At 53.2% G+C, this 19,791-nt stretch carries 11 protein-coding genes, 1 tRNA gene and 1 pseudogene; 5 read left to right on the top strand and 8 right to left on the bottom strand.

The features are described 5' to 3' along the window. Positions 1-5: 5 nt before the first annotated feature. The 3 genes from ACPW75_RS03860 to ACPW75_RS03850 all read right to left on the bottom strand — a co-directional run bounded on the left by ACPW75_RS03860 (position 6) and on the right by ACPW75_RS03850 (position 6,265). Positions 6-3,068 carry an efflux RND transporter permease subunit gene (locus ACPW75_RS03860; protein ID WP_077096043.1) on the bottom strand — a complete coding sequence of 1,021 codons (3,063 nt, stop codon included), beginning with the start codon at positions 3,066-3,068 and terminating at the stop codon, positions 6-8. Between the two features lie 170 nt (positions 3,069-3,238). After that, entirely contained in the window at positions 3,239-5,563 is a 2,325-nt protein-coding gene (locus ACPW75_RS03855) for an acyl-CoA dehydrogenase (protein WP_077096044.1), read from the bottom strand. A gap of 48 nt (positions 5,564-5,611) precedes the next feature. Further along, entirely contained in the window at positions 5,612-6,265 is a 654-nt protein-coding gene (locus tag ACPW75_RS03850; RefSeq protein ID WP_011705252.1) for a TetR/AcrR family transcriptional regulator, read from the bottom strand. 468 nt (positions 6,266-6,733) lie between these two features. Here ACPW75_RS03850 and ACPW75_RS03845 point away from each other — a divergent pair, with 468 nt between their 5' ends. Both ACPW75_RS03845 and ACPW75_RS03840 read left to right on the top strand, forming a co-directional pair. Beyond that, positions 6,734-7,474, top strand: coding sequence for a phosphatase (locus ACPW75_RS03845; RefSeq protein ID WP_011705251.1), 741 nt, complete (start codon positions 6,734-6,736; stop codon positions 7,472-7,474). Positions 7,475-7,559: 85 nt separating this feature from the next. Next, positions 7,560-7,635: transfer RNA gene (locus tag ACPW75_RS03840), tRNA-Thr, on the top strand. Between the two features lie 436 nt (positions 7,636-8,071). Here ACPW75_RS03840 and ACPW75_RS03835 read toward each other — a convergent pair. From ACPW75_RS03835 to ACPW75_RS03815, 5 genes are all read right to left on the bottom strand, one after another. Further along, positions 8,072-10,255 (bottom strand): DEAD/DEAH box helicase, encoded by a 2,184-nt coding sequence (locus ACPW75_RS03835; protein ID WP_077096045.1) that lies wholly within the window; start codon positions 10,253-10,255, stop codon positions 8,072-8,074. After that, complete coding sequence (locus ACPW75_RS03830) at positions 10,252-11,868, bottom strand: HamA C-terminal domain-containing protein (protein WP_077096049.1); 1,617 nt, start codon at positions 11,866-11,868, stop codon at positions 10,252-10,254. The genes ACPW75_RS03835 and ACPW75_RS03830 overlap by 4 nt, the downstream gene beginning before the upstream one ends. Before the next feature lie 277 nt (positions 11,869-12,145). After that, on the bottom strand, positions 12,146-13,132 hold the full coding sequence (locus ACPW75_RS03825) for a YagK/YfjJ domain-containing protein (RefSeq protein ID WP_201940939.1): 987 nt from the start codon (positions 13,130-13,132) through the stop codon (positions 12,146-12,148). A gap of 589 nt (positions 13,133-13,721) precedes the next feature. Next, positions 13,722-15,182, bottom strand: coding sequence for a YfjI family protein (locus ACPW75_RS03820; protein WP_024946453.1), 1,461 nt, complete (start codon positions 15,180-15,182; stop codon positions 13,722-13,724). Positions 15,183-15,214: 32 nt separating this feature from the next. Continuing rightward, complete coding sequence (locus ACPW75_RS03815; RefSeq protein WP_077098426.1) at positions 15,215-15,448, bottom strand: helix-turn-helix transcriptional regulator; 234 nt, start codon at positions 15,446-15,448, stop codon at positions 15,215-15,217. Positions 15,449-15,608: 160 nt separating this feature from the next. Between ACPW75_RS03815 and ACPW75_RS03810 the strand changes: the two genes are divergently transcribed. The 3 genes and pseudogenes from ACPW75_RS03810 (at position 15,609) to ACPW75_RS03800 (ending at position 19,769) form a co-directional block, all read left to right on the top strand. Continuing rightward, positions 15,609-16,526, top strand: a complete 918-nt coding sequence (locus ACPW75_RS03810) for an IS5 family transposase (protein ID WP_024946304.1) — start codon at positions 15,609-15,611, stop codon at positions 16,524-16,526. Between the two features lie 235 nt (positions 16,527-16,761). Then, on the top strand, positions 16,762-18,627 hold the full coding sequence (locus tag ACPW75_RS03805) for a hypothetical protein (protein ID WP_143239043.1): 1,866 nt from the start codon (positions 16,762-16,764) through the stop codon (positions 18,625-18,627). 190 nt (positions 18,628-18,817) lie between these two features. Continuing rightward, positions 18,818-19,769, top strand: a pseudogene (locus ACPW75_RS03800) (DUF932 domain-containing protein). The last annotated feature ends 22 nt before the right edge of the window (positions 19,770-19,791 follow it).

The following is a 19,791-nucleotide window of genomic DNA, read 5'->3' as shown; positions in this document are numbered from 1 at the left end:
CTTGCTCAGGCCCGCTGGCGCAGGGCGAGCGGTGATTCGACCCGCTCTCCCAGTCGCAGGAAGGCGGGCAACAGGATCAGGGTAAACAGGGTGCTGCAGCTCATGCCGCCGACGATGACGGTGGCCAGCCCCCGGTAGATTTCACTGCCCTCGCTCGGGCTCAGCATCAACGGCAGCATGCCGAAGATGCTGGTGAGGCTGGTCATGGCGATGGGCCGCATCCGGCTTTGCAGGGCATCGGCCACCGCCAGCTGGCGGCTCATCCCCTCCCGCTCCGCGGTGCGGGTCTGATGCACCAGCAGGATGGCGTTGTTGACCACCAACCCCAGCAAAATGACGAAGCCGATGATGGTCAGCAGATCCATCGGCAGCGGCACCAGGAGGCCGCTCAGGTGCAGCGCCAGCACGCCGCCGACGGTGGCAAGCGGCAGGGTCAGCAGCACCAGCACGGCATCCTTGAGGGAGGCAAAGACCCCCCACAACAGGATCAGTAGGATCATCACCGCAAACAGGAAGATGGCCCCCAGGTTGCCCAGCGCCTGCTGCAGGCTGTCGGCATTGCCGGAGACCCGCAGCTCACCGCCGACGGGCAGCAGTGGCCGGATGGCGGCAAAGCTTTTGCTCTGCAGGGTATCGAGCACCTGCTCCATGCTCATCCCCGCCGGGGGCGAGATCTGCAGGCTGATGCTGCGCCGGCCATCGGCCCGAAAGATGCTGGCCGGCCCCATGTCGTGCTCCACCCGCAGCAGCTCGCCGAGCGGCACGATGCGCCCGGACGGCGTCGCCAGCGGCACCGCCTTGAGTTCGTCCGGGTTGGCCGAGGTCTGCCCCATCAACATGATGTCGAGCCGCTCCTCCCCGTCGAAATACTCGCCAACCCGCAGCCCGTCACCGAAGGTCTGGATGATGGCGGGCATGGGGGTGCGATCCCAGCCTACCTCGGCCAGACGCCTGTCCTGCGGCACCAGCCGCAGCTCGGGGGCGGTGAAATCGAGATCCGGCTGCGGCCTCACCTGAGCGCCCGGCAGATCCTGCTTGACGATGGCCATGGCGGCCCGCGCCGCCTGGTAGAGCTCGGCCAGATCGCCCCCCTGCAGCAGCAGGGAGATGCCGTTCTCGCTGTCAAAGCCGCCGAACAGCGACCCCTGGCCGCCAAACACCTGGGTGTCGGGGATCCCCACCAGCAGCTGCTTCATCAACAGCTGCTCCAGCACCTTGATCTGATCCTCCTCTTTCGGTCGCACCCCGATCTGGGCGCCGCCCGGGTAGCGCAGGATGTAGTAGTTCTTGAGGGCCGGCTCCCGCTCCCCCTTCATGTAGGGGGCGAGGCGGGCGATCAGGGTGTCGATCACCTCCTCGCGCTGGGCCTGGAGGTTGAAGCCCGGGGTGAAGTTCATCCAGACATCCACCGCATCGCGCTTCACGTCGGGCAGGTAGTCCATCTTGGGCAACAGGGCCCAGGTAGCCAGCGCCGGCAGGCTCATCATCAGGGTGATGACGGCCCAGCGCTGGCGGGAGGTGCCGGTCCAGCGGATCACCCGTCGGGTGGTGCCCTGCCACAGCCCCTCATAGGGATCAATCAGCCGCTCACGTCCCATCCAGCGCGCCGCCACCGCCGGCAGCACGGTCACCGCCACCAGCATGGAGACACTCACCGCGCAGGCGATGGTCAGCGCCAGATCAGCAAACAGCTGACCCTCCACGTCGTTGAGCAGCAGCACCGGCAGGAAGATGGCGACCGTGGTCAGGGTGGAGGCCACCAGCGCGGTCCACACCCGGCTGGTGCCTTCCAGCGCCGCCTCCGCCTTGCTCAGATCCCCTCGCTCGTGGCGCCGATAGATGCTCTCCAGCACCACGATGGCGGCATCGAGCACCATGCCCACCGCAAAGGCGATCCCCGCCAGCGAGATGACGTTGAGGGTCCGCCCCAGCACCTTGAGCAGGCAGAAGGTGAGCATGATGCTGATGGGAATGGCGATCGCGATCATCAGGGTCGCCTTGAGCTGGCGCAGAAAGACCCAGAGGATGGCGCAGGAGAGCAGCACGCCGAGCCCCAGGTTGGCGGTCACCATGCCCACCGCCCGGTTGATGTAGAGGGAGGCGTCGAACGACTGCTCCATGTGCAGGCCGACTGGCTCCAGCACCTCGCGGTTGAGCTCGCCCACCTTGAGCTTGATCGCTTCCAGCGCCGCCAGGGCGTTGGCACCGCTCTCCTTGAAGATCTGGGCCGCGATGGCGGTGTTGCCGTTCTGGATGCGCAGCACCGGGTTCTCTTCCCGGGCCAGCCTGATTTCCGCTACATCCCGCAGGTAGATGGGCAGGCCGTCGCGCCAGTCCACCACCTTGTCCCCCAGAGTCGCCACGTCGTAGCGGCCGGCAAAGCGCAGCTTGTACTCCCAGCGGCCGATGTCGAGGGTGCCGGCGGAGACGTCCCAGCCGGTGCTGGCCCGACTGGCCAGTACCGGGATCTCCACCCCCAGCTCGGCGGCGCGGTAAGGGTCGAAACGGATCTGGATCTGGCGCTCGTTGATCCCCTCGATGTCGACCGTCGACACCCCGGGGATCCGCTCCAGCTCCGGCTTGACCCGTGCCTCAATCAGCGCCTGGTGATCGTCGATCTGCCCCTTGGCACCGGGCAGCTGCTGGATGAAGAAGAAGGTGAGGGTATCGTTGCTGCTGTAGTTGTTGACGTAGGGGCCGCCAATCTTGTCCGGCAGGCCGGAGACCCGGTTCAGGCGGGAGATGACGTCGAGCTGGGCCCGCTGCATGTCGGTGCCGAGGGCAAACTCCAGGTCGATTTCGGTGAAGCCGGGGAAGCTGTTGCTGGTGAGGTTCTTGAGCCCCTGCACCCCCTGCATCTCCTGTTCGATGGGGTCGGTTATCTCCGACTCCATCTCCTGAGGCGAGGCCGAGCGCCAGTCCACCGAGATATTGAGGTGCGGGCGATCGATGTCGGGAAACAGCTGGATCGGCAGCCCCCGGATGCTGAACAGGCCCAGCAGAAAAATCAGCACGATCGAGACCGCCACCCAGATGGGGCGTTCGATCGCCGTTTTGGCGAGATTCATTCACTCTTCCTGAGTTTGTTGTTGTCGGCCATTCCGCTGGCCTTGCTTCCTGCCCCAAGGGTGAGGGGCCATTGCATTAAACTGGAATTAATCGAGGTTGTAAATGCAGGATTAACAAACAAAAAAACCGGCCATGACGGCCGGTTTCAGGTTCAGGAGTGAGTGCTCTCTCAGGCGGCGTGCACCACCGGATTTTGCTGGGATAACCCCTCCAGCTCGCCCGGGGCGAAGTTGTCCACCTGGATCGCCTCGTAGCGCAGAGCATCGGCGGCCAGCAGCTTGTCCGCCTCGTCCTTGCTCAGGATGGATTGAGACAGGGCAGCGGCAACCAGCTCCGGCAGCGCCAGTTTGCGGGGCAGCTTGCCCTCTTTCTGGGCCTGCACCAGTTTCTTCTCGTAGGGCTGCACCGAGACCATGGCCTGGAAGGCGCGCTCCATCAGGCCGACCGGATCCGCCTCGTCTTTACCGACGTAGCACAGCGCCGTCAGACGGTCGCGGAACTCGCCCGGTTTCATCATGGCCAGACAGATGGCGTGGCAACGATCGTCTGCCGGCATCTTGTAACCGACGCCGAACGGGAACACCACCCGCTTGAGTACGGCACCCACCACCTTGTTCGGGAAGTTCTGGAAGAAGCCCTCGAACGCCTTGCCAATCAGGTAGAGGTTGCGCTCCACCGCGTACTGCACGAACGGCAGATCGGAGACCATGCGGCCCTGATCCTCGTAGTGCTTGAGGGTGGCGGAGGCCAGGTAGAGGTGGCTCAGCACGTCACCCAGACGGGCGGAGATCATCTCCTTGCGCTTGAGATCGCCACCCAGCATCAGCATGGAGACGTCGGCGCACAGCGCCAGCCCTTTACTCATGCGCGACAGCTGCTTGTAGTAGCGGGCGGTCTCACCGCTCACCGGGGAGCCGTTGAACTGGCCCAGGGTCAGCCCCTGGAACAGGGAACCGAAGAAGTTGCCGGCACCAAAGGCGATGTGCTTCATCAGCAGGGCGTCAAACTTCTCGAGACCGCGCTCCACGTCGGTATCGGCCGCCGCTTCCAGCTCGGCAAACACGTACGGGTGGCAGCGGGTGGCCCCTTGCCCGAAGATCATCAGGTTGCGGGTCAGGATGTTGGCCCCTTCCACCGTGATGGCCACCGGAATACCCATGTAGGCGTAGCCGGTGTAGTTTTTCGGGCCCAGCTGGATGGCACGGCCGGCGTGGATGTCCATGGAGTCATCCATGATCTGGCGCGCCATTTCGGTCATGTGGTACTTGGAAATCGCGGTCACGATGGCCGGAGCCTGACCCAAGTCCAGCGAACCTGCGGTCATGCGGCGGGCCCCTTCCAGCTGATAGGTGAGGCCGCCGATACGGGCCAGCGCTTCCTGCACCCCTTCAAACTTGCCGATGGACATGCCGAACTGCTTGCGCACGTAGGAGTAGGCGCCCACGGTGCGGCTCGCCATGTGACCACAGGCGGTGCCAAGGGCTGGCAGCGAGATGCCGCGACCGGCGGAGAGGCACTCCACCAGCATGCGCCAGCCACGGCCGGCGTAATCCGGGCCGCCGATGATCCAGTCGAGTGGAATGAACACATCCTTGCCGAAGGTCGGGCCGTTCAGGAACGCCAACCCCATGGGGTAGTGGCGATCGCCAACGCGCACGCCGGGATGGCTGGTGGGGATGAGCGCGCAGGTGATGCCGAGCTCTTCCTTGTCACCCAGCAGTTTTTCCGGGTCATAGAGTTTGAACGCCAAGCCCAGCACGGTGGCACGGGGGGCCAGGGTGATGTAACGCTTGTTCCAGTTGAGGCGAATACCCAGCACCTCTTCACCCTTGTGCATCCCCTTGCAGACGATCCCCTTGTCCGGGATGGCGCCAGCATCGGAGCCCGCTTCCGGCCCAGTCAGGGCGAAGCAGGGCACCTCTTTGCCATTGGCCAGCCCCGGCAGCCAGAAATCTTTCTGGGCCTGGGTGCCGTAGTGCATCAGCAGTTCGCCCGGGCCCAGGGAGTTCGGCACCATGACGGTGACCGCCACGCTCAGGCTCTTGGTGGCAATGCGGGTGACGATGGTGGAGTTGGCGATTGCCGAGAATTCACGGCCGCCATAGGATTTCGGGATGATCAGGGAGAAGAAACCTTCCTTCTTCAGATAGTCCCAGACCGGCTCCGGCAGGTCTTTGGTCTCGTTGACGATCTTGAAGTCGTCGACCATGGCGAGCAGGGTTTCGACCTGGTTGTCGATGAAGGCCTGCTCCTCTGCGGTCAGCTCGGCTTTACCGTAGCCGTGCAGTTTTTTCCAGTCGGGGTTGCCGCGAAACAGCTCCCCATCCCACCAGACGGAGCCGGCTTCCATGGCCTCCCGCTCGGTGGCCGACAAAGGCGGCAGTATCTTCTTGAAGATGCCGAACACCGGGCGGGTGACCACCTTTTTACGGATGGAGGGCACGCCGAGCACGACGGCTATCGCCAGCACCAGCAGGATAAGCAATGTGATCATACTCAAGTTCCTTCTATTTCACTGTTTCCGTTGATTTATTGTTGGTTGTTACACGGCCAGGGAGAGCCTGGTCGACTCCACGGGCGCCCCGACACCGGACGCCAGATAAGGAATGACGTTGCGTACCAGCCCCTCCACATCGAGCTGCTGGCCGAAATCGGCCTGGGCGATGTCGCGCAGCGCATCGGCCGAGGCCATGGTGAACACGACGGTGCCCAGGGTGAAGTGCAGCCGCCAGAACAGATCCGCCGGCGACAAGGCCGGGTTGGCCTTGGAGATGGCCTGGGTGATCCGTTGCAAAATGGGGCCGTAGTGGGCAGTGATGAAGCGGCGCAGGTGGCCCTGGCTGTCGATGTAGCCGCGACCCAGCAGCTGCATGAAGATGGCCGGGCCGTTGGTGCGCACCGCCACCAGCTTCATCAGCGGGTCGACGAAGCTCTCGAACACCTGCAACAGGGTCAGCTGCTCTTGCGCCATCAGGGTATGCAGGCGTGCATCCAGCTCGGGCATGAACAGGCTCAGATAGCGATCGAGCACCGCCTGGATCAGCTCCTTCTTGGAGCCGAAGTGGTAGTTCACCGATGCCAGGTTGACATCGGCCTCGCTGGTGATCAGACGCAAAGAGGTATCGGCGAACCCCCGTTCGGCAAACAACACCTCAGCGGCATCGAGAATGCGGTTTTTGGTATCGATTTTACTCACAGGACACCTCACTTAAACGAATGTTTAAAAAGTACGTTTCACAACCTTTTGTGTCAAGAGAATGTGAACGGGTGTTAGTGAAATGTTTTTGTTGAAAGTGGGGAACAAGGCGGGAACTTCACGGACGAATCGGACTCTATATCTATGCCACTGCAATTAAACATTAAGTCTCGCCCAACCTGCTCCATGCTAGTTGGGCATTTTTTTGCCCGGTAACCGCGCAGCGCGCTGGCAAACAGGCAAAAAAAACCGTCGCAGGGCGCGACGGCGGGGAAATGAGGTTGCACCATCCTGATCCAACCCATCGATGCGAGTTCAGGCTTTCATCGATGACGCCATCATGACCGCCAAGCGTGTTCAAACTTTGTCAGCCAGCCCCCAATTTGTGACAAAGTATGACAAGCCACGACATGGTCTCGACCCGCCGCCTTTGCTATGCTGGCGCCTCACGCCAGAGGGGAAGATAAGATGAAGTACACGGTCGATACCCACACCCACACCGTCGCCAGCACCCACGCCTACAGCACCATTCACGACTACCTGCCCATCGCCAAGGCAAAGGGGATCAAGCTGTTCGCCACCACGGATCATGGCCCCGACATGGCCGATGCCCCCCACTTCTGGCACTTCGTCAATCTGCACGTGTTGCCACGGGTGGTCGACGGGGTCGGCATCCTGCGCGGTATCGAAGCAAACATCAAGAACATCGATGGCGAGATCGACTTCCCCGAGCGCTACGAATCGCGGCTCGACATGATCATGGCGGGCTTTCACGAGCCGGTGTTCCCCCCTTGCGATCAGGCCACCCACACTCAGGCCATGATCAACGCCATCAAGAGCGGCCGGGTCGACATGATAAGCCACCCCGGCAATCCCGCCTTCCCCATCGATATCCAGGCCGTGGTCAAGGCAGCGGCAGAGTATCGGGTGGCGCTGGAGCTCAACAACTCCTCCTTCAGCCACTCCCGCCCGGGCAGTGAAGGCAACTGCCGCGCCATCGTCGAGGCGGCGCGGGACATGGGCGCCTACCTCACCTTCGGCTCCGACTCCCACGTGGCCTTCAGCCTCGGGGATTTCGAGCACTGCCACCGACTGGTCACCGAGGCCGGCTTCCCGGCAGAGCGGATCCTGGCACGCTCCCCCCGTGCGTTGCTCGATTTTCTCGAAAGCCGCGGCCGGGCCCATATTCCGGAGTTCGCCGACCTCTAACATTGACCGTAACTCCATGAGCCCACTCATAAAACTGAGTACAGCTCATTGACTTGTCCTGCTGTTTTCGGGAATCTAGTGACACGCCGGTATAGCTCAGTTGGTAGAGCAGCGCATTCGTAATGCGAAGGTCGTAGGTTCGACTCCTATTACCGGCACCAAATAAAACAAAGGGTTAGCATCATTGCGATGCTAACCCTTTGTGCTTTTTTGCTATTTCGTACTTGCTGGCGTACTTGTAGAATCAACCATAGCTTTTGGCCTTATCGTCCTGGCGAATCTTTCACCTGAGAAAATACCTCGCGATTGAGGCCCATTAATCAAAAACAATCATGCAGAAATGGGGCTGTGTTCCACAGCCCAACTAGCGTAAATGCTCGTTTATCTTCCATATAAATACCATCAATGTCCTGGCGGCCTTCATCCGGTGATAATCACACTGATGACGGGTGTTGCCGAGACTGCCTTTGCAACAGGCATGTTGGTAGATCAGACATTCTGGACCACCAACAACAGGGCTGCACTGAGCACAACGCCAGATGAGGGTGACATAGTCATGTTCCTTTCTGTGGATTTCAGACAGGCTCAGCCCCAATGTCATCCAGTACCGACCGCGCGCCTGATGAACGTCTGATCCACGTATCCTATCGTTCGACTCCAAACGTCCTGAGTATCCCGAAGATACTGGCCCAACTCATCCACATCAGCTTGGTCGGGAAATTCCAGCAAGTCTACCAGCCGGTGTAACGTCTGAATGGGAATGCCAATCTCCTCTAGAGAATTAACACCTGGTGGTAGATGGTGACTCTCGAACGCTAATTTGACGTGCGTGTAATCGATCTTGCTGCTGATACCTTGCTTCAACGCATGGTGTTTGACTACATCCTCCATCAAGCTGAGCAACTTAGGTAGGGTGTAACCAAAGGCATTCGTGATGATCTTCAAATCATTGTTGATGGAGTAGGAAAGTGTGCGCTTCTCCCCTTCAGACATCCACTGCCGTGCGTGAACGATCTGACTTTTCAGATAGTCCGAATAGCTTGCAGCGTTATAATAGCCAGTAAGTTTGGCTACCATGACATCCGTAGGCTTAACAGGGACGCCATTGCGACTGAATGTATGGGGAACCAGTCTGGCAATGATCTTTGCGAAAGTCTTGAAGAAGTTTGGCGCGGGGTTCCAGTGAAACACCAGCGAGGCAAATTCGATGTCGTCCATCATCTCCACCATGCTTTGCAGAGCCTCGAATTGCTCGACACGGAAGTACGAGTGCTTCTTCACAAGGTCTATGGAAATGCGATCGCTTGCGAAGACCTCATTAAAGCGATCCTGTGAAAACTCGGACAAGTGGTCTGGCTGAACACTGGCCAAGAGGTTGAGCGGGGTATCGATGTCCTGAATACCGAGTGGAATATCCACCTCTTGATTGAGATTGTCTTCCGGGATTTCCTCCAGGCAAAAGATTTTGCCCACGAAGTGAACGCCCATACGCCCAGCACGCCCCTTGATGTTCCCATGGGTGAATTTGTCGATGCTGCGATTGCCATCGCGGTTGTCATAGATCACGACGTTCTTGGCAACTGTGTTGACACCTTCAATGATCGTAGAAGTACAAAGCAGAAAGCGCAGTTTTCCAGCATTGAACTGATCGACAGTGTATTGCTGCAGCGCCCTAGGTAACGCCCCAAAATGCAAGCCGATTCCGTTCTTGAGAGCAACGGTGTAATCCCAATCGGCATCGAACTCTTTGCTGACCCACTCGTTATGAGGACTCTCAGCCGGAGTGCCATGTCCGAGCCTGATCAGCTCGCGTGCAACCTTGCCGGCAACAGTTGGTGACTTGCAATAGATGATCGTTGCGCCGACGCATGCGCGTGCGATCTCCGCCAGCTCGTTTATCTTGGCTTCGTCATCATTCGCTTTGATGCTGAACGTCTGGATATCTAACGCGACTGTGTTGAAGTCGGTAGAAACAAAGGTATGCGAATACCCGAGTCTTTCGAGACCACGAATGCTGTTAACAAATGGCCCGGTCAAGTAAAACTGCTTGGAGACCTTAAGCAGCTTGCTCAACGCAATGTTGAGCTCGATGACTCGCTCGTCCTGATGATCTACGGAGCCACTTTTGAGTTGTCGGAAAGCCAGCTTGTAAAACTCGTCAATGACGAAGAGGTCGATGTCGACTATGTCATCTCGTTCATTCACTCGCTCCTGCGTTAACACGTAGACAGCCTGGTCAGAATGGCGAACTTGGGAACTGTGGTGAATGATTTGGTATTGGTCACCAAACCGCTCTTGCAGTCGGCGACGAGTTTCGTCGGCAAGGGCCACGGTCGGAACAACTATAACGAGCCTCTGCAAGGTACCCAGACCGAGCAGCGAATCGACGATAGCGCTTTTTCCCATGCTTGTAGGCGCGCTGAGCACCACGTTCTGGCCAGCCTTAAGCAAATCGAATATGCGGAATTGCATTGAGTGGAAGACAAAGCTGTCCGAGAATGGCGTCCGATACAGATCAAGCACCCTGAGGTCGTCCGGCGTCAGGTCGGCGAATTCCTTTTTCAAGTACGGAAACAGACCTGATTTTCTCACCATGTTTTTCAGAATGGTGGTGTGGCCGGAAAACCGCTCGCGCGCATCGAGAGCGCGCACGATCAAGTCTCGTCCCTTGTCATGCGAGACAGGGTTGGACAATAGCCTGTTGATCGCGGACAGGTATTTGAAGGATGAGAAGTCTTCCTCCTGCAGGCTGCGTTTAGCCTGTTCATAGACCCTTGTCATACCACCTCCCTCACCTTGTCCTCAACCAATTGGGTTAGTCGCTCAAGACTTGGAGCGGGATAGATAAATACGTGGACGCAAAGATCCGCGAACGGCGAGCCTTCAATGAGGTCGGCAACGAAATTGTCGAACAGTTCTAGCGTTTCTTTTTCCAGATTATCCTCGTACCCCGGCGTTTCAGGATCGGTAAGCAGACGAGAGTCATAGCCCACGAATAGGACGAATGTGAAGCGATCTCGGTGAGCATCGAAAGGCCGGCTACCATCGAGGATTTCGTCGATGTCGTGGCGAAGCAGGTAGTCATCGTCTTTGACGTCGAGGATTTTTCTGCGTGCTGTATCAATGCACTCAGCAATGTCCTCGTATAGCTGATCTCGTATCTTCGGTAATCTGACAGCAATGTCGACATCAGTCACCAACTCGCTGAAGCCAACCCAGAGCTGATCACCTTCAGGATCGCGGCGAACGATGTGTACGTTTTCAAGAATTTTCTCGGATCCAGGTCTTTCCACGTACAGCAAGCAGGGTATGGGTTGGCTTTCGTGGTGTTGTCGGATCGTTGCGTGCAACAGCACTCGCCCCAAGAATTCACTAACGTCATGGAGCGATTTGAAGACGGACGTCTTTAGCCGCTCTCGCTTTTCAACGAGCGTCAGCTTATGAATATCGGACATTTCTTTTGGCCTAAGAAAGACCTCATCCAGCCACTGGCAGACGTTGTCCGCAATATGTTTGTAGCGGTATTGCTTAAGCGAGTACTGCTGATGCAGAACTTGCCCTTTACGCTTAGCGCATGCCGAAACCATAGGTGCTCTGAATGGCGTGAGGATATGAGGCAAGTCCCGTTTGACGTAAATTTTGCGGCCTGACCGAGACTGGTCATCCTCGACACAAAACTTGAACCACTCAAGGAGCTCTGGTCGTGAATAGGACTTGTCATCAGCACTGTGAATGCGTCGAGAATGCTCACCCTTGCGCGTCACGGTATCAAGGATGCGGCACCAAATGTTTTCAGCTGAGGTTTCGGAACTGAGAATGACCCCGTGTAGATCCTCAGAAGCCATTCGGATATTTCTGATCCCCATGAGCTCCAGTTCGCGCAAAGAGTGATAGACCTCCCAGGTGGCCGTATCAACCCAGTCGGCGACGCTCACACCCGCCGTAGTCTGGTAATTCGCTGTATGCTGGTTGAGGTAGTCGATCATCTCCTGCCGGCCTGGCTTATCTGCCCGGGCTGTTGGGCTGATCGTCAGGTATTCTAGGGTTTTGTTAACTTTGTCTTCAGTGACTATCAAATACCTACGGGACAGACCGGTACCTGACTCGCATTGCATCGATTTGTGCAATATCGAGCTGCAGGGGATTATTTTCTTATTGGCGCCCTTGGAAACCTTGACGATGTCAGAAATGTTCCAATGCGTTTTCGCTGTACTTTTCACCTGCACGAAGTCGATGTGCCCATCAGATAATATGTCGATATCGTCTGTGACCTCGCAGCGAACACTTCGAATAGTCTTGTCACGAAGCATCCGGGTGACATGGTAAGCGGCTACACAGTCCTGGAATAGAAAACCGTGCTTGGCGGCAACACCGCCAGAATCATTTGACTCCACATCGACGTCCGTGACAATTTTTCGAAAATTTAGAGGGTTATTATGCCATAGGTCCACACTGATGAGTGCACTTGGCAATCCAAGTGTCCAGATGTAGGATCAGAGCGAGTTTGTAACAATCGGGACTATCCGTGAAAATCAGGGTACCTCATATTGAAGCAGCAGCGAAAACTGGCTCTGCACTGACTTAGTTGCCATCCACAAAAGCAGGATAACTGTCAGATAAAGTCTGAACTTCTATAAGTAAAACACCGGTTTGAGGCCGGTGTCAGGTAATCTAATTCAGTGCCACCTTCGCACGCGGTCTGCCTCGTGCAGTGTCGTGCTTGGGCAAGTTGCCTTTGAAGAAGGTACGATGCCCCTTGAGATTCAGCCTGGCGGCTGGCTCTGATTTGGTCAGATAAGCAAGGGCTTTTTGTAAATAGCACCGTTTCGTCTTGTCGGCATGCCCCACCATGCCAATCCCGCACTCCCGGTATTCAGCCTTTTTCTGATTGCAATTATGCCCTCTGCCTCGATTGCCCGTGATACGCAACCATTCCTTAATGATGGCATCTGCATAGTAAACATCACGCTGGACATGAGCACCGTTCATAAAAACTGCCAGGTGAAAATGAAAGCCTGTTAGAGGTGCAAATTCCAAACGACAAGCATACCCCACCCAATTGGCAGCTAATGCCCCCTTACGACGGGTTTTAAACAGCGCTTTTTTGTGCTTGATGATCTCCTCAATAGAAAGCGCGTCCAAGAACTCCGTTTTGTAGTACAAATCGACCCGTAGCACGAGGAGACGAGCATAGCGCCCAAACAGCCGATTCACGTAGCGATGCAGTGATGCTGTATTCTTCTGCGCTCCCTTCATGAAGGTATGGCACTTCCCCTGCATAGCTTCAGACTTCAATTCCGATATCAGCTGTTGATACCTGAATTTCAGATTGACCTGCGCATCTTGGCTGGTGCCACCGTCCATGATCATCTCATGAAGTTGATGCTTGACGACGAAATTGCACAAGCAAGCCAACTTGGGATGCAAATTAAAAAATTCCTGATGCTTGTATACCTGCATAGCAAGCGTGACTATATCTGATAGTTCTCTCCCCTCCTTAGTTAGAGGGTAAATCCAACCCAGAATTTCAGCTGAAAATAGAGCAGGGTGGGCATCCATCTGTTCCAGTTTGTCGATGAATTTGAATAACGCCTTATAATGAACAGATTGAACAAGCATTTCACGCAACGCTCTTGTTATGGGAATTGCATTATTCATACGCAATGCTTTCCTTGGTTCTCTCTGTATAGGGATAGCATCAATATCGATACTATTACGAACATACTTAGGCATATTTACCCCTTCATTTAATCCTTGGTTTTGGTGGCGTGTAAGGACATGTGATCATGTCCTACTCGTACATCTGGTTACAGGCTTCATCTTGTTGATTACGCCTGTACTCTGATCCATCATTGTCGACTGTGAGTCTGAATGATTGGATAACCAGTTAGGTGGTTATTTATTATTCTGTTAAATACTGAGTTAGACGAACTATAAATAACATTAAAAACCAATATTAATGACTCGATGGCACGAAATATTTTTGAGGAAAAGGTTCGAACACATCTTAGTTTAACCAGTGCAAATGCTCTGTAAGAGTTATTTTTTATTTGTATAGTTAGTGTCTATTACCCCCCTTCTCTGCACTCACGCTATCATCTAACCAAGAGTGGGTTTTGTGAGTCACTGTTAGCTATGTAGACGCTTAACATTATCTCCGTTGGCTATAAATATGCTTATTGCTATATAAGCGCCTTTATAGCTACACATGAAATGTGTCAGATGCTACGTATTAAAGCACCTGCAGTTACACAAGTGCCCGTCTTTGCCCTGGCAGGTAATAGTTGACATAACTCGTGCCATTAAATTGGTGCTGGGTCACTGCCATGCGATTAACAAGTGCATTCAGTGCTCGCTCCAATTTTACTTTATTCCGGATGCAATTCGGACCAAATTTGCGGATATCATTCTTCTTGAATGCACCATTCTGGCTGCGATGCAGATTGATTTCCAGCCAACGTTCTAGTTCATTCGCCTCGCGAATATCGTTCGGAACTGTACGTTCTTTAAATTGTTGGATGAAATGCTGGAAGTACCAGTTAACAATAACTATTGCTGCATGCATGCTCACGTCAGAGATGACTGGACTACGTTTAGTAAAGCAGTGCAAGACTGCGGCAATTCTTGAAGCATGCTCCATGAATTTAGAAGCAAAGTCCCGGTACTCACGCCATTCTCCGAAGGGACCAATGTTGTTCTCAACGTAATTTGATGCTTCGAACCAGCGCGCACGGGCTTCTGGCGACAGTGTTAAGCACATTCTGGGCTTACCCAATTCACGGCGCATCTGAGATGCCTTAAGCAGTTTTTCTACCGTGTGGTAGAAGTCGTTCAAAGAGGTGGCATTGACATCTCCTGGCGACAACTCATCACAGAAAAATCGTGATCCCTGGGTTGAGTGGGGCTCAGACAACAAACAGCGAGCGAAAAACCCAGACTCGCGAGCCTGCTCGCCTTGACGATCAAGAAACCGTTCAAAGAGCGGCCCCTGAACCATCAGGGAAAGGCTAAATCGGTAATCACCGATCGTTGTCGCTCCCTGAGTCGATACTCGCATAGCCGAAATTGGTTTTGCCCCCCACAAAGAGTTCAGTACAGAGGTCTCGCGCATGAAATCACTGGCAAAAAGATGTGCGGACTCATCCGAGAAGACACCAATGGTGTGACCATAGGCGCTAATGGCATGTTTGATGGCTGCACTCGTCACATCATTCAGAAGCCACTTCTTATTCGATGGAACTGGAGGCTTGGCGGCCTCTACCATTCGTAATGCCTGTTTTTCAAGCGAGGCGTCTTCTTTCGCCAGAATCGCTTTATGCAACGCCTTCTTGCATGCCTTTTGCTCTTCTTCCCAAACACTAAGCTCGATCGTGTATTGTGCATGCGCATCACGATATTGCTGTTCTGCCATTAGTTCCAGTTTGCGAAAAGGCTTCATCACCAGCTCGTCAACCGCTGTTTTTCGTTCACCCGAGTCAGCCTTTGTAATAAAAAACAGGGAGACTGGGTGAATAAGGCCTGCTTTAGGACTGACATCCACCAGATCTTGGCAAGCCAGTCCCATTGCACTGAGTACGGACGAGGCAATCAGACCAAGGGGAGCTTGCGTCTGCTGTTGGATCTGACGCATGACGCCTTGCAGCTGTTCCTCGAGTACATGAATAGGAAATTCTCCAATCAGATTGAGCTTGATGGGGGTTGTGTTCATTTTAAGATCTCCTTCGTTAATACAGGGGGAAACTAGTTGATACGTGAGGCAAGCCACTGATGTACCGATGACAGCAACCACCCCACTGAACTACTCCCCAAGCGCAACGGCTTGGGAAAGTCGGGATCGTAAAACTTGGATCGGGGGCAAAGTTTGTTGTAGATAGTCGAACGCGAAAGCCCTAGGATGCGAGTTAGCTCCTTGATGCGTACAACTCGATGTAGCGTCTCACGATCCCAGTAGTGACCCTCTTCTTGCAAGTTCATGATTCATCTCCGCTTTGGTTTGGACTGAGGGCAGACTAACTCCTCCTGAAAAATGAAAACGCCGAAAATGTGCAGAGATATGGGGCCTTGTTGCTCAAATCGGGGAACTATCTGTCATCTCGGTGATCTGATCCTGTAGCGCAGTCTCCGAGAGCATCAGATGGGCAAGTCCAAGCACAAGATCAGCAACTGGCAGCAGTACAACCAAGCCTTGGTGCAACGCGGTTCGTTGACCATCTGGATGGACGAACAAGCCATTAAGCAGTGGCATTGCCTGGTCCACCATGGCCGCCGAGGGAGAGGTTTCCACTACAGTGACACCGCCATTGAGACGGCCCTGATGCTAAAAGGCTTGTTCAAGTTGCCGCTGCGGGCGCTAGAAGGCTTCATTAACTCGTTGTTCCAACTGATGGCGGTGCCTTTGCAGTCGCCGGACTATAGCTGTATCAGCAAGCGCGCCAAGACCGTCGACATCAAGTACCGCCTCCCCAGCCAAGGCCCGGTGGCTCACTTGGTCATTGATGCCACCGGCCTCAAGGTCTATGGCGAAGGCGAATGGAAAATTCGCAAACACGGCAAGGAGAAGCGACGAGTGTGGCGCAAGCTCCACTTGGCGGTGGATGCCACAACCCATGCGGTCATCGCTGCCGAAGTCAGCCTGGAGACGGTGGCGGATAACGAGGTGTTACCGACGTTGCTCAACCCCTTACGACGCAAGATAAAACAGGTCAGCGCCGATGGTGCGTATGACACCAAGGCCTGTCATGCGCTACTGAAGAAGAAGGGGGCGAAAGCCACCATACCGCCGAGAAAAAATGCGGCACCGTGGGAGGAAGACCATCCCCGCAACGAGGCGGTGACGGCGCTCAAGGCCGGTGAACTGAAGCAATGGAAGAAAGACTCCGGCTATCACCAGCGCTCGATAGCCGAGACCGCCATGTACCGGTTCAAGCAACTCATCGGGCCAACGCTGAGCCTGCGGAACTACAACGCCCAGGTGGGCGAAATCCTGGCTGGCGTGAAGGTGATGAACAAGCTGATAGGGCTTGGTATGCCTGTTCGCCAGCCAGTGAATTGAGTGGTATCAACGGGTTGGGGAACGGCCATCCAGCGACGGATTTGATCAACAACGCCGAGATATGGCTAAAAGCTGGAGAGCCTTTCAAACTCCTCGACAAGCTTTTCTGTATAGAAACAGGCCATGGTATTGTTGACCCGTAGCGTTGCTTGCTTTTTCTTTGCGGACTGAACGGAAGTAAAGATGCGGGGAAGAAAAATTAAAAACGCAGAACATATGTAGAGGTTTAAACAAGGTGTCACAACCAACAACAGATAAGCTAAGACTAAATAGCCATAGCCTTGATGAGTTCGTTACATTTATGTATGACGCTTTTGGATTGAGGGATGGCCGCCAACATCAGCTTCAAGAATTAAAGAGCATTGATGCCCTTTCCGATATGGTCGAAAAAATGACCAGAGGCCTTGCTAAGCATCTTGTGAACAATAATGGGAAAAGCACCGATCAGCTCATGCTGTTAGATAGGCTAAAAGTCATGTTTGATTTCATGAACCAAATGTTGCTACATTTCAATAAAGCTGAAATGTTTTCTGACTTATCAAGATCTCAGCTATATATGTATTTTCTTCGTGATGTTCAATTGCCATTCATGAGACAAGCAATCGCACTTATCATCGATAAAAATAAACCCATTTTCTACTCACCATCGGATAAAGATGAGTTTCGTGCAGATAGCTTGATGACTCATCTGTTGTACATGCTGACTCCTGAATATCTGCAACACGCAGAAGAGAATATTAACTCATGGATGTGCAGACAAAAGTCATTCCTCATCCATGGCGTTGGAACAACCTTTAAAAAAACTCTCCGGGGGTATAAGGGAAAGACGTCCATCATCAGTCTTCACACTATCGATAAAGTCTGCCAGGAATTACACGAGGATAATATTTATGTTTCCTCTAAGAAATTCCCCACAATAGATGAGCTAAAATCATTTTGGTATGGGGCAAGAGTCGCATTATTTCTTTCTAGAAAAATTGATTTTTCAACTAGCCCTATGGAAACTCTTGAAGACCTGAAAGACGACTGCCTTTCTTTGTTTAAATGTTTATTACACTCTGAAACACCATATCTTACTTCAGATACACTGATGGGATTTTTTGACAAAGTTGTTATACGAATAGCTAAATCCTCTTTAACAAGAGATGAGCTTGACGTGGTGCTTAATACTATCTCAGAACAATCAAGATATAATATCATGCCTCCACAAGGTAAAATAAACAAACCCATTATCCAATTTTGTTACGACTTCAATGCTGTTATCTCGTTCATTGCCAAAGGCGAGTTAACAAAGAGTTATGAACGTGCATTGTTAATTTTAAATAGCGGTAGTAGTTTCTCGGCCGGACGACTTCAAAATACGTTAACCCACCTAGCGCTAGCATTAAGGATAAAATTAGATATCTCTAATGTAAAACATCGTGAATATGAACATGTCGCAAAATTAGCATTTTTGCTTGGCGGTGCTGACCTTTGGCTAGAGAAGCATTCTGAGGACCCATTTAAAATCGTCAATGAGAGCATGTTTTCTACACCATCAATCCTTTATGCATTTTCTTCTATTCAAACCTATGCAGAAGTTTTGGAGTGTATTGAGACACTTTCAATGGAAGATAAAATAGCAATGATGACCCCATTTCCAAATAAGCTTGAAAGGGCACTGGATGCACTTTATAGCTCATACCCTGACTTGCATGCCGCGCCAATAGATAAAATCAGAGCATTGTTAACACCATTCATGAAAAGTAATTGCATCCCTTATATACCAAAATCGACACTTTACAACTGTCTATGTGAGATAAACTCACTCATTGAGTTTTGGCCATCTTGGATAATCGAACAATCCATTAATGTTCAACGATTCAGTCGCGAATCTATTTACTTAAAAAGGAAAGTACTTTACTCAATTGATCCTTATCGATACAAAATAGATTTTTATAAAAACTTTGATGAATTAAGTTACGCCGAGTTGACGTTGAACTATGAAGGTCAACGTTTATTGCACGAATTCATACCCTTTCCTCTTGAAGAGGAACTGTATAATAACCATTATGTTTTTGAAGTATTTTCCAATGAAATAAAAAGACGATTAAAAGAATAACAATCAGTTCCAACAATACACCTCCAGCGAAGTGCGCTTCTGCTACTCCCGCTACAATAGCAAAAAAAAGCACCCCAAACAGGACTCTTTTGGAATTCTTTCTTGTTTTTTGATTTTAACAAAAAGAAACTCAAAATAATTTTAAACCTATATTCCCATCTTGAATTAACCAATGAATGGGATTTTACACATGGCACATCTGATCGACACCATAGCCTACACCGGCCAAACCCCCTGGCATGGCCTTGGCAATATATTGCCGCCACGGCAATCTTTGGATATCTGGCTACAGGCTGCCGGGATGGATTGGACTATCGAGCAGAGTGACGTAATGTTTAACGTCGCCTCCGATGCACTCCATATTCGCCCTTATTCAGACAGCAAAGTTTTGTACCGCTCTGATAATCTGGACTCTATCCGTCGTCTCTCGCCGATATAATGTGGTACAGCCTCATGAGGTGCTGCACTTTTATCAAGATCTAGTAGAAGTGGGCGGCTTTGAGTTGGAAACTGCAGGTTCGCTCAAGGGCGGCCGCAAATTATGGGCGCTGGCTAAAACAGGTCAAGATATAAAGCTGAAAGGTGGCGACAGGGTAAAATCATACCTGCTGCTCGCCACCAGTTGTGATGGTACGTTGTGCACCACAGCACAATTTACCTCGCTACGAGTCGTCTGTAATAACACATTGCAAATAGCACTACGGGATAATACTGGTGCGATCAAGGTTCCCCACTCCACTCAATTTAATGCTGCTGCCGTCAAAGAGGCATTGGGCCTTGGTATGGCAAATTGGGATCGTTTCCAGCAAGAGATGACATCGTTAAGCAATCGTCCGGTATCACCCGTAGAAGCCCTTAATTTCTTCGGTGAGCTACTCAATGATCCGGCTGGCGATGATGAGAATATTATTCTCAGCCGTCCCGCCCAAAAACTGCACGAGCTGTATATGGGCGCTGGCATGGGCTCAGAGCTTGCCAGCTCCCGCAATACCGCCTGGGGGCTGGTCAATGCGGTAACGGAATATGTCGATCACCACCGCCGTGCCCGCAGCCAGGATCACCGGCTTGATTCCGCCTGGTTTGGTCAGGGTGCCCAACTCAAATCCCAAGCCCTGAATCAGGCACTCACTCTGCTGCAGTAATTCCTCTTCCCTATCTAAACCG

Origin of the sequence: Aeromonas sp. FL131, from assembly GCF_049860615.1 — a bacterium.
Lineage (GTDB): Bacteria > Pseudomonadota > Gammaproteobacteria > Enterobacterales > Aeromonadaceae > Aeromonas > Aeromonas hydrophila.
This window is presented reverse-complemented; position numbering and strand designations above follow the sequence as displayed.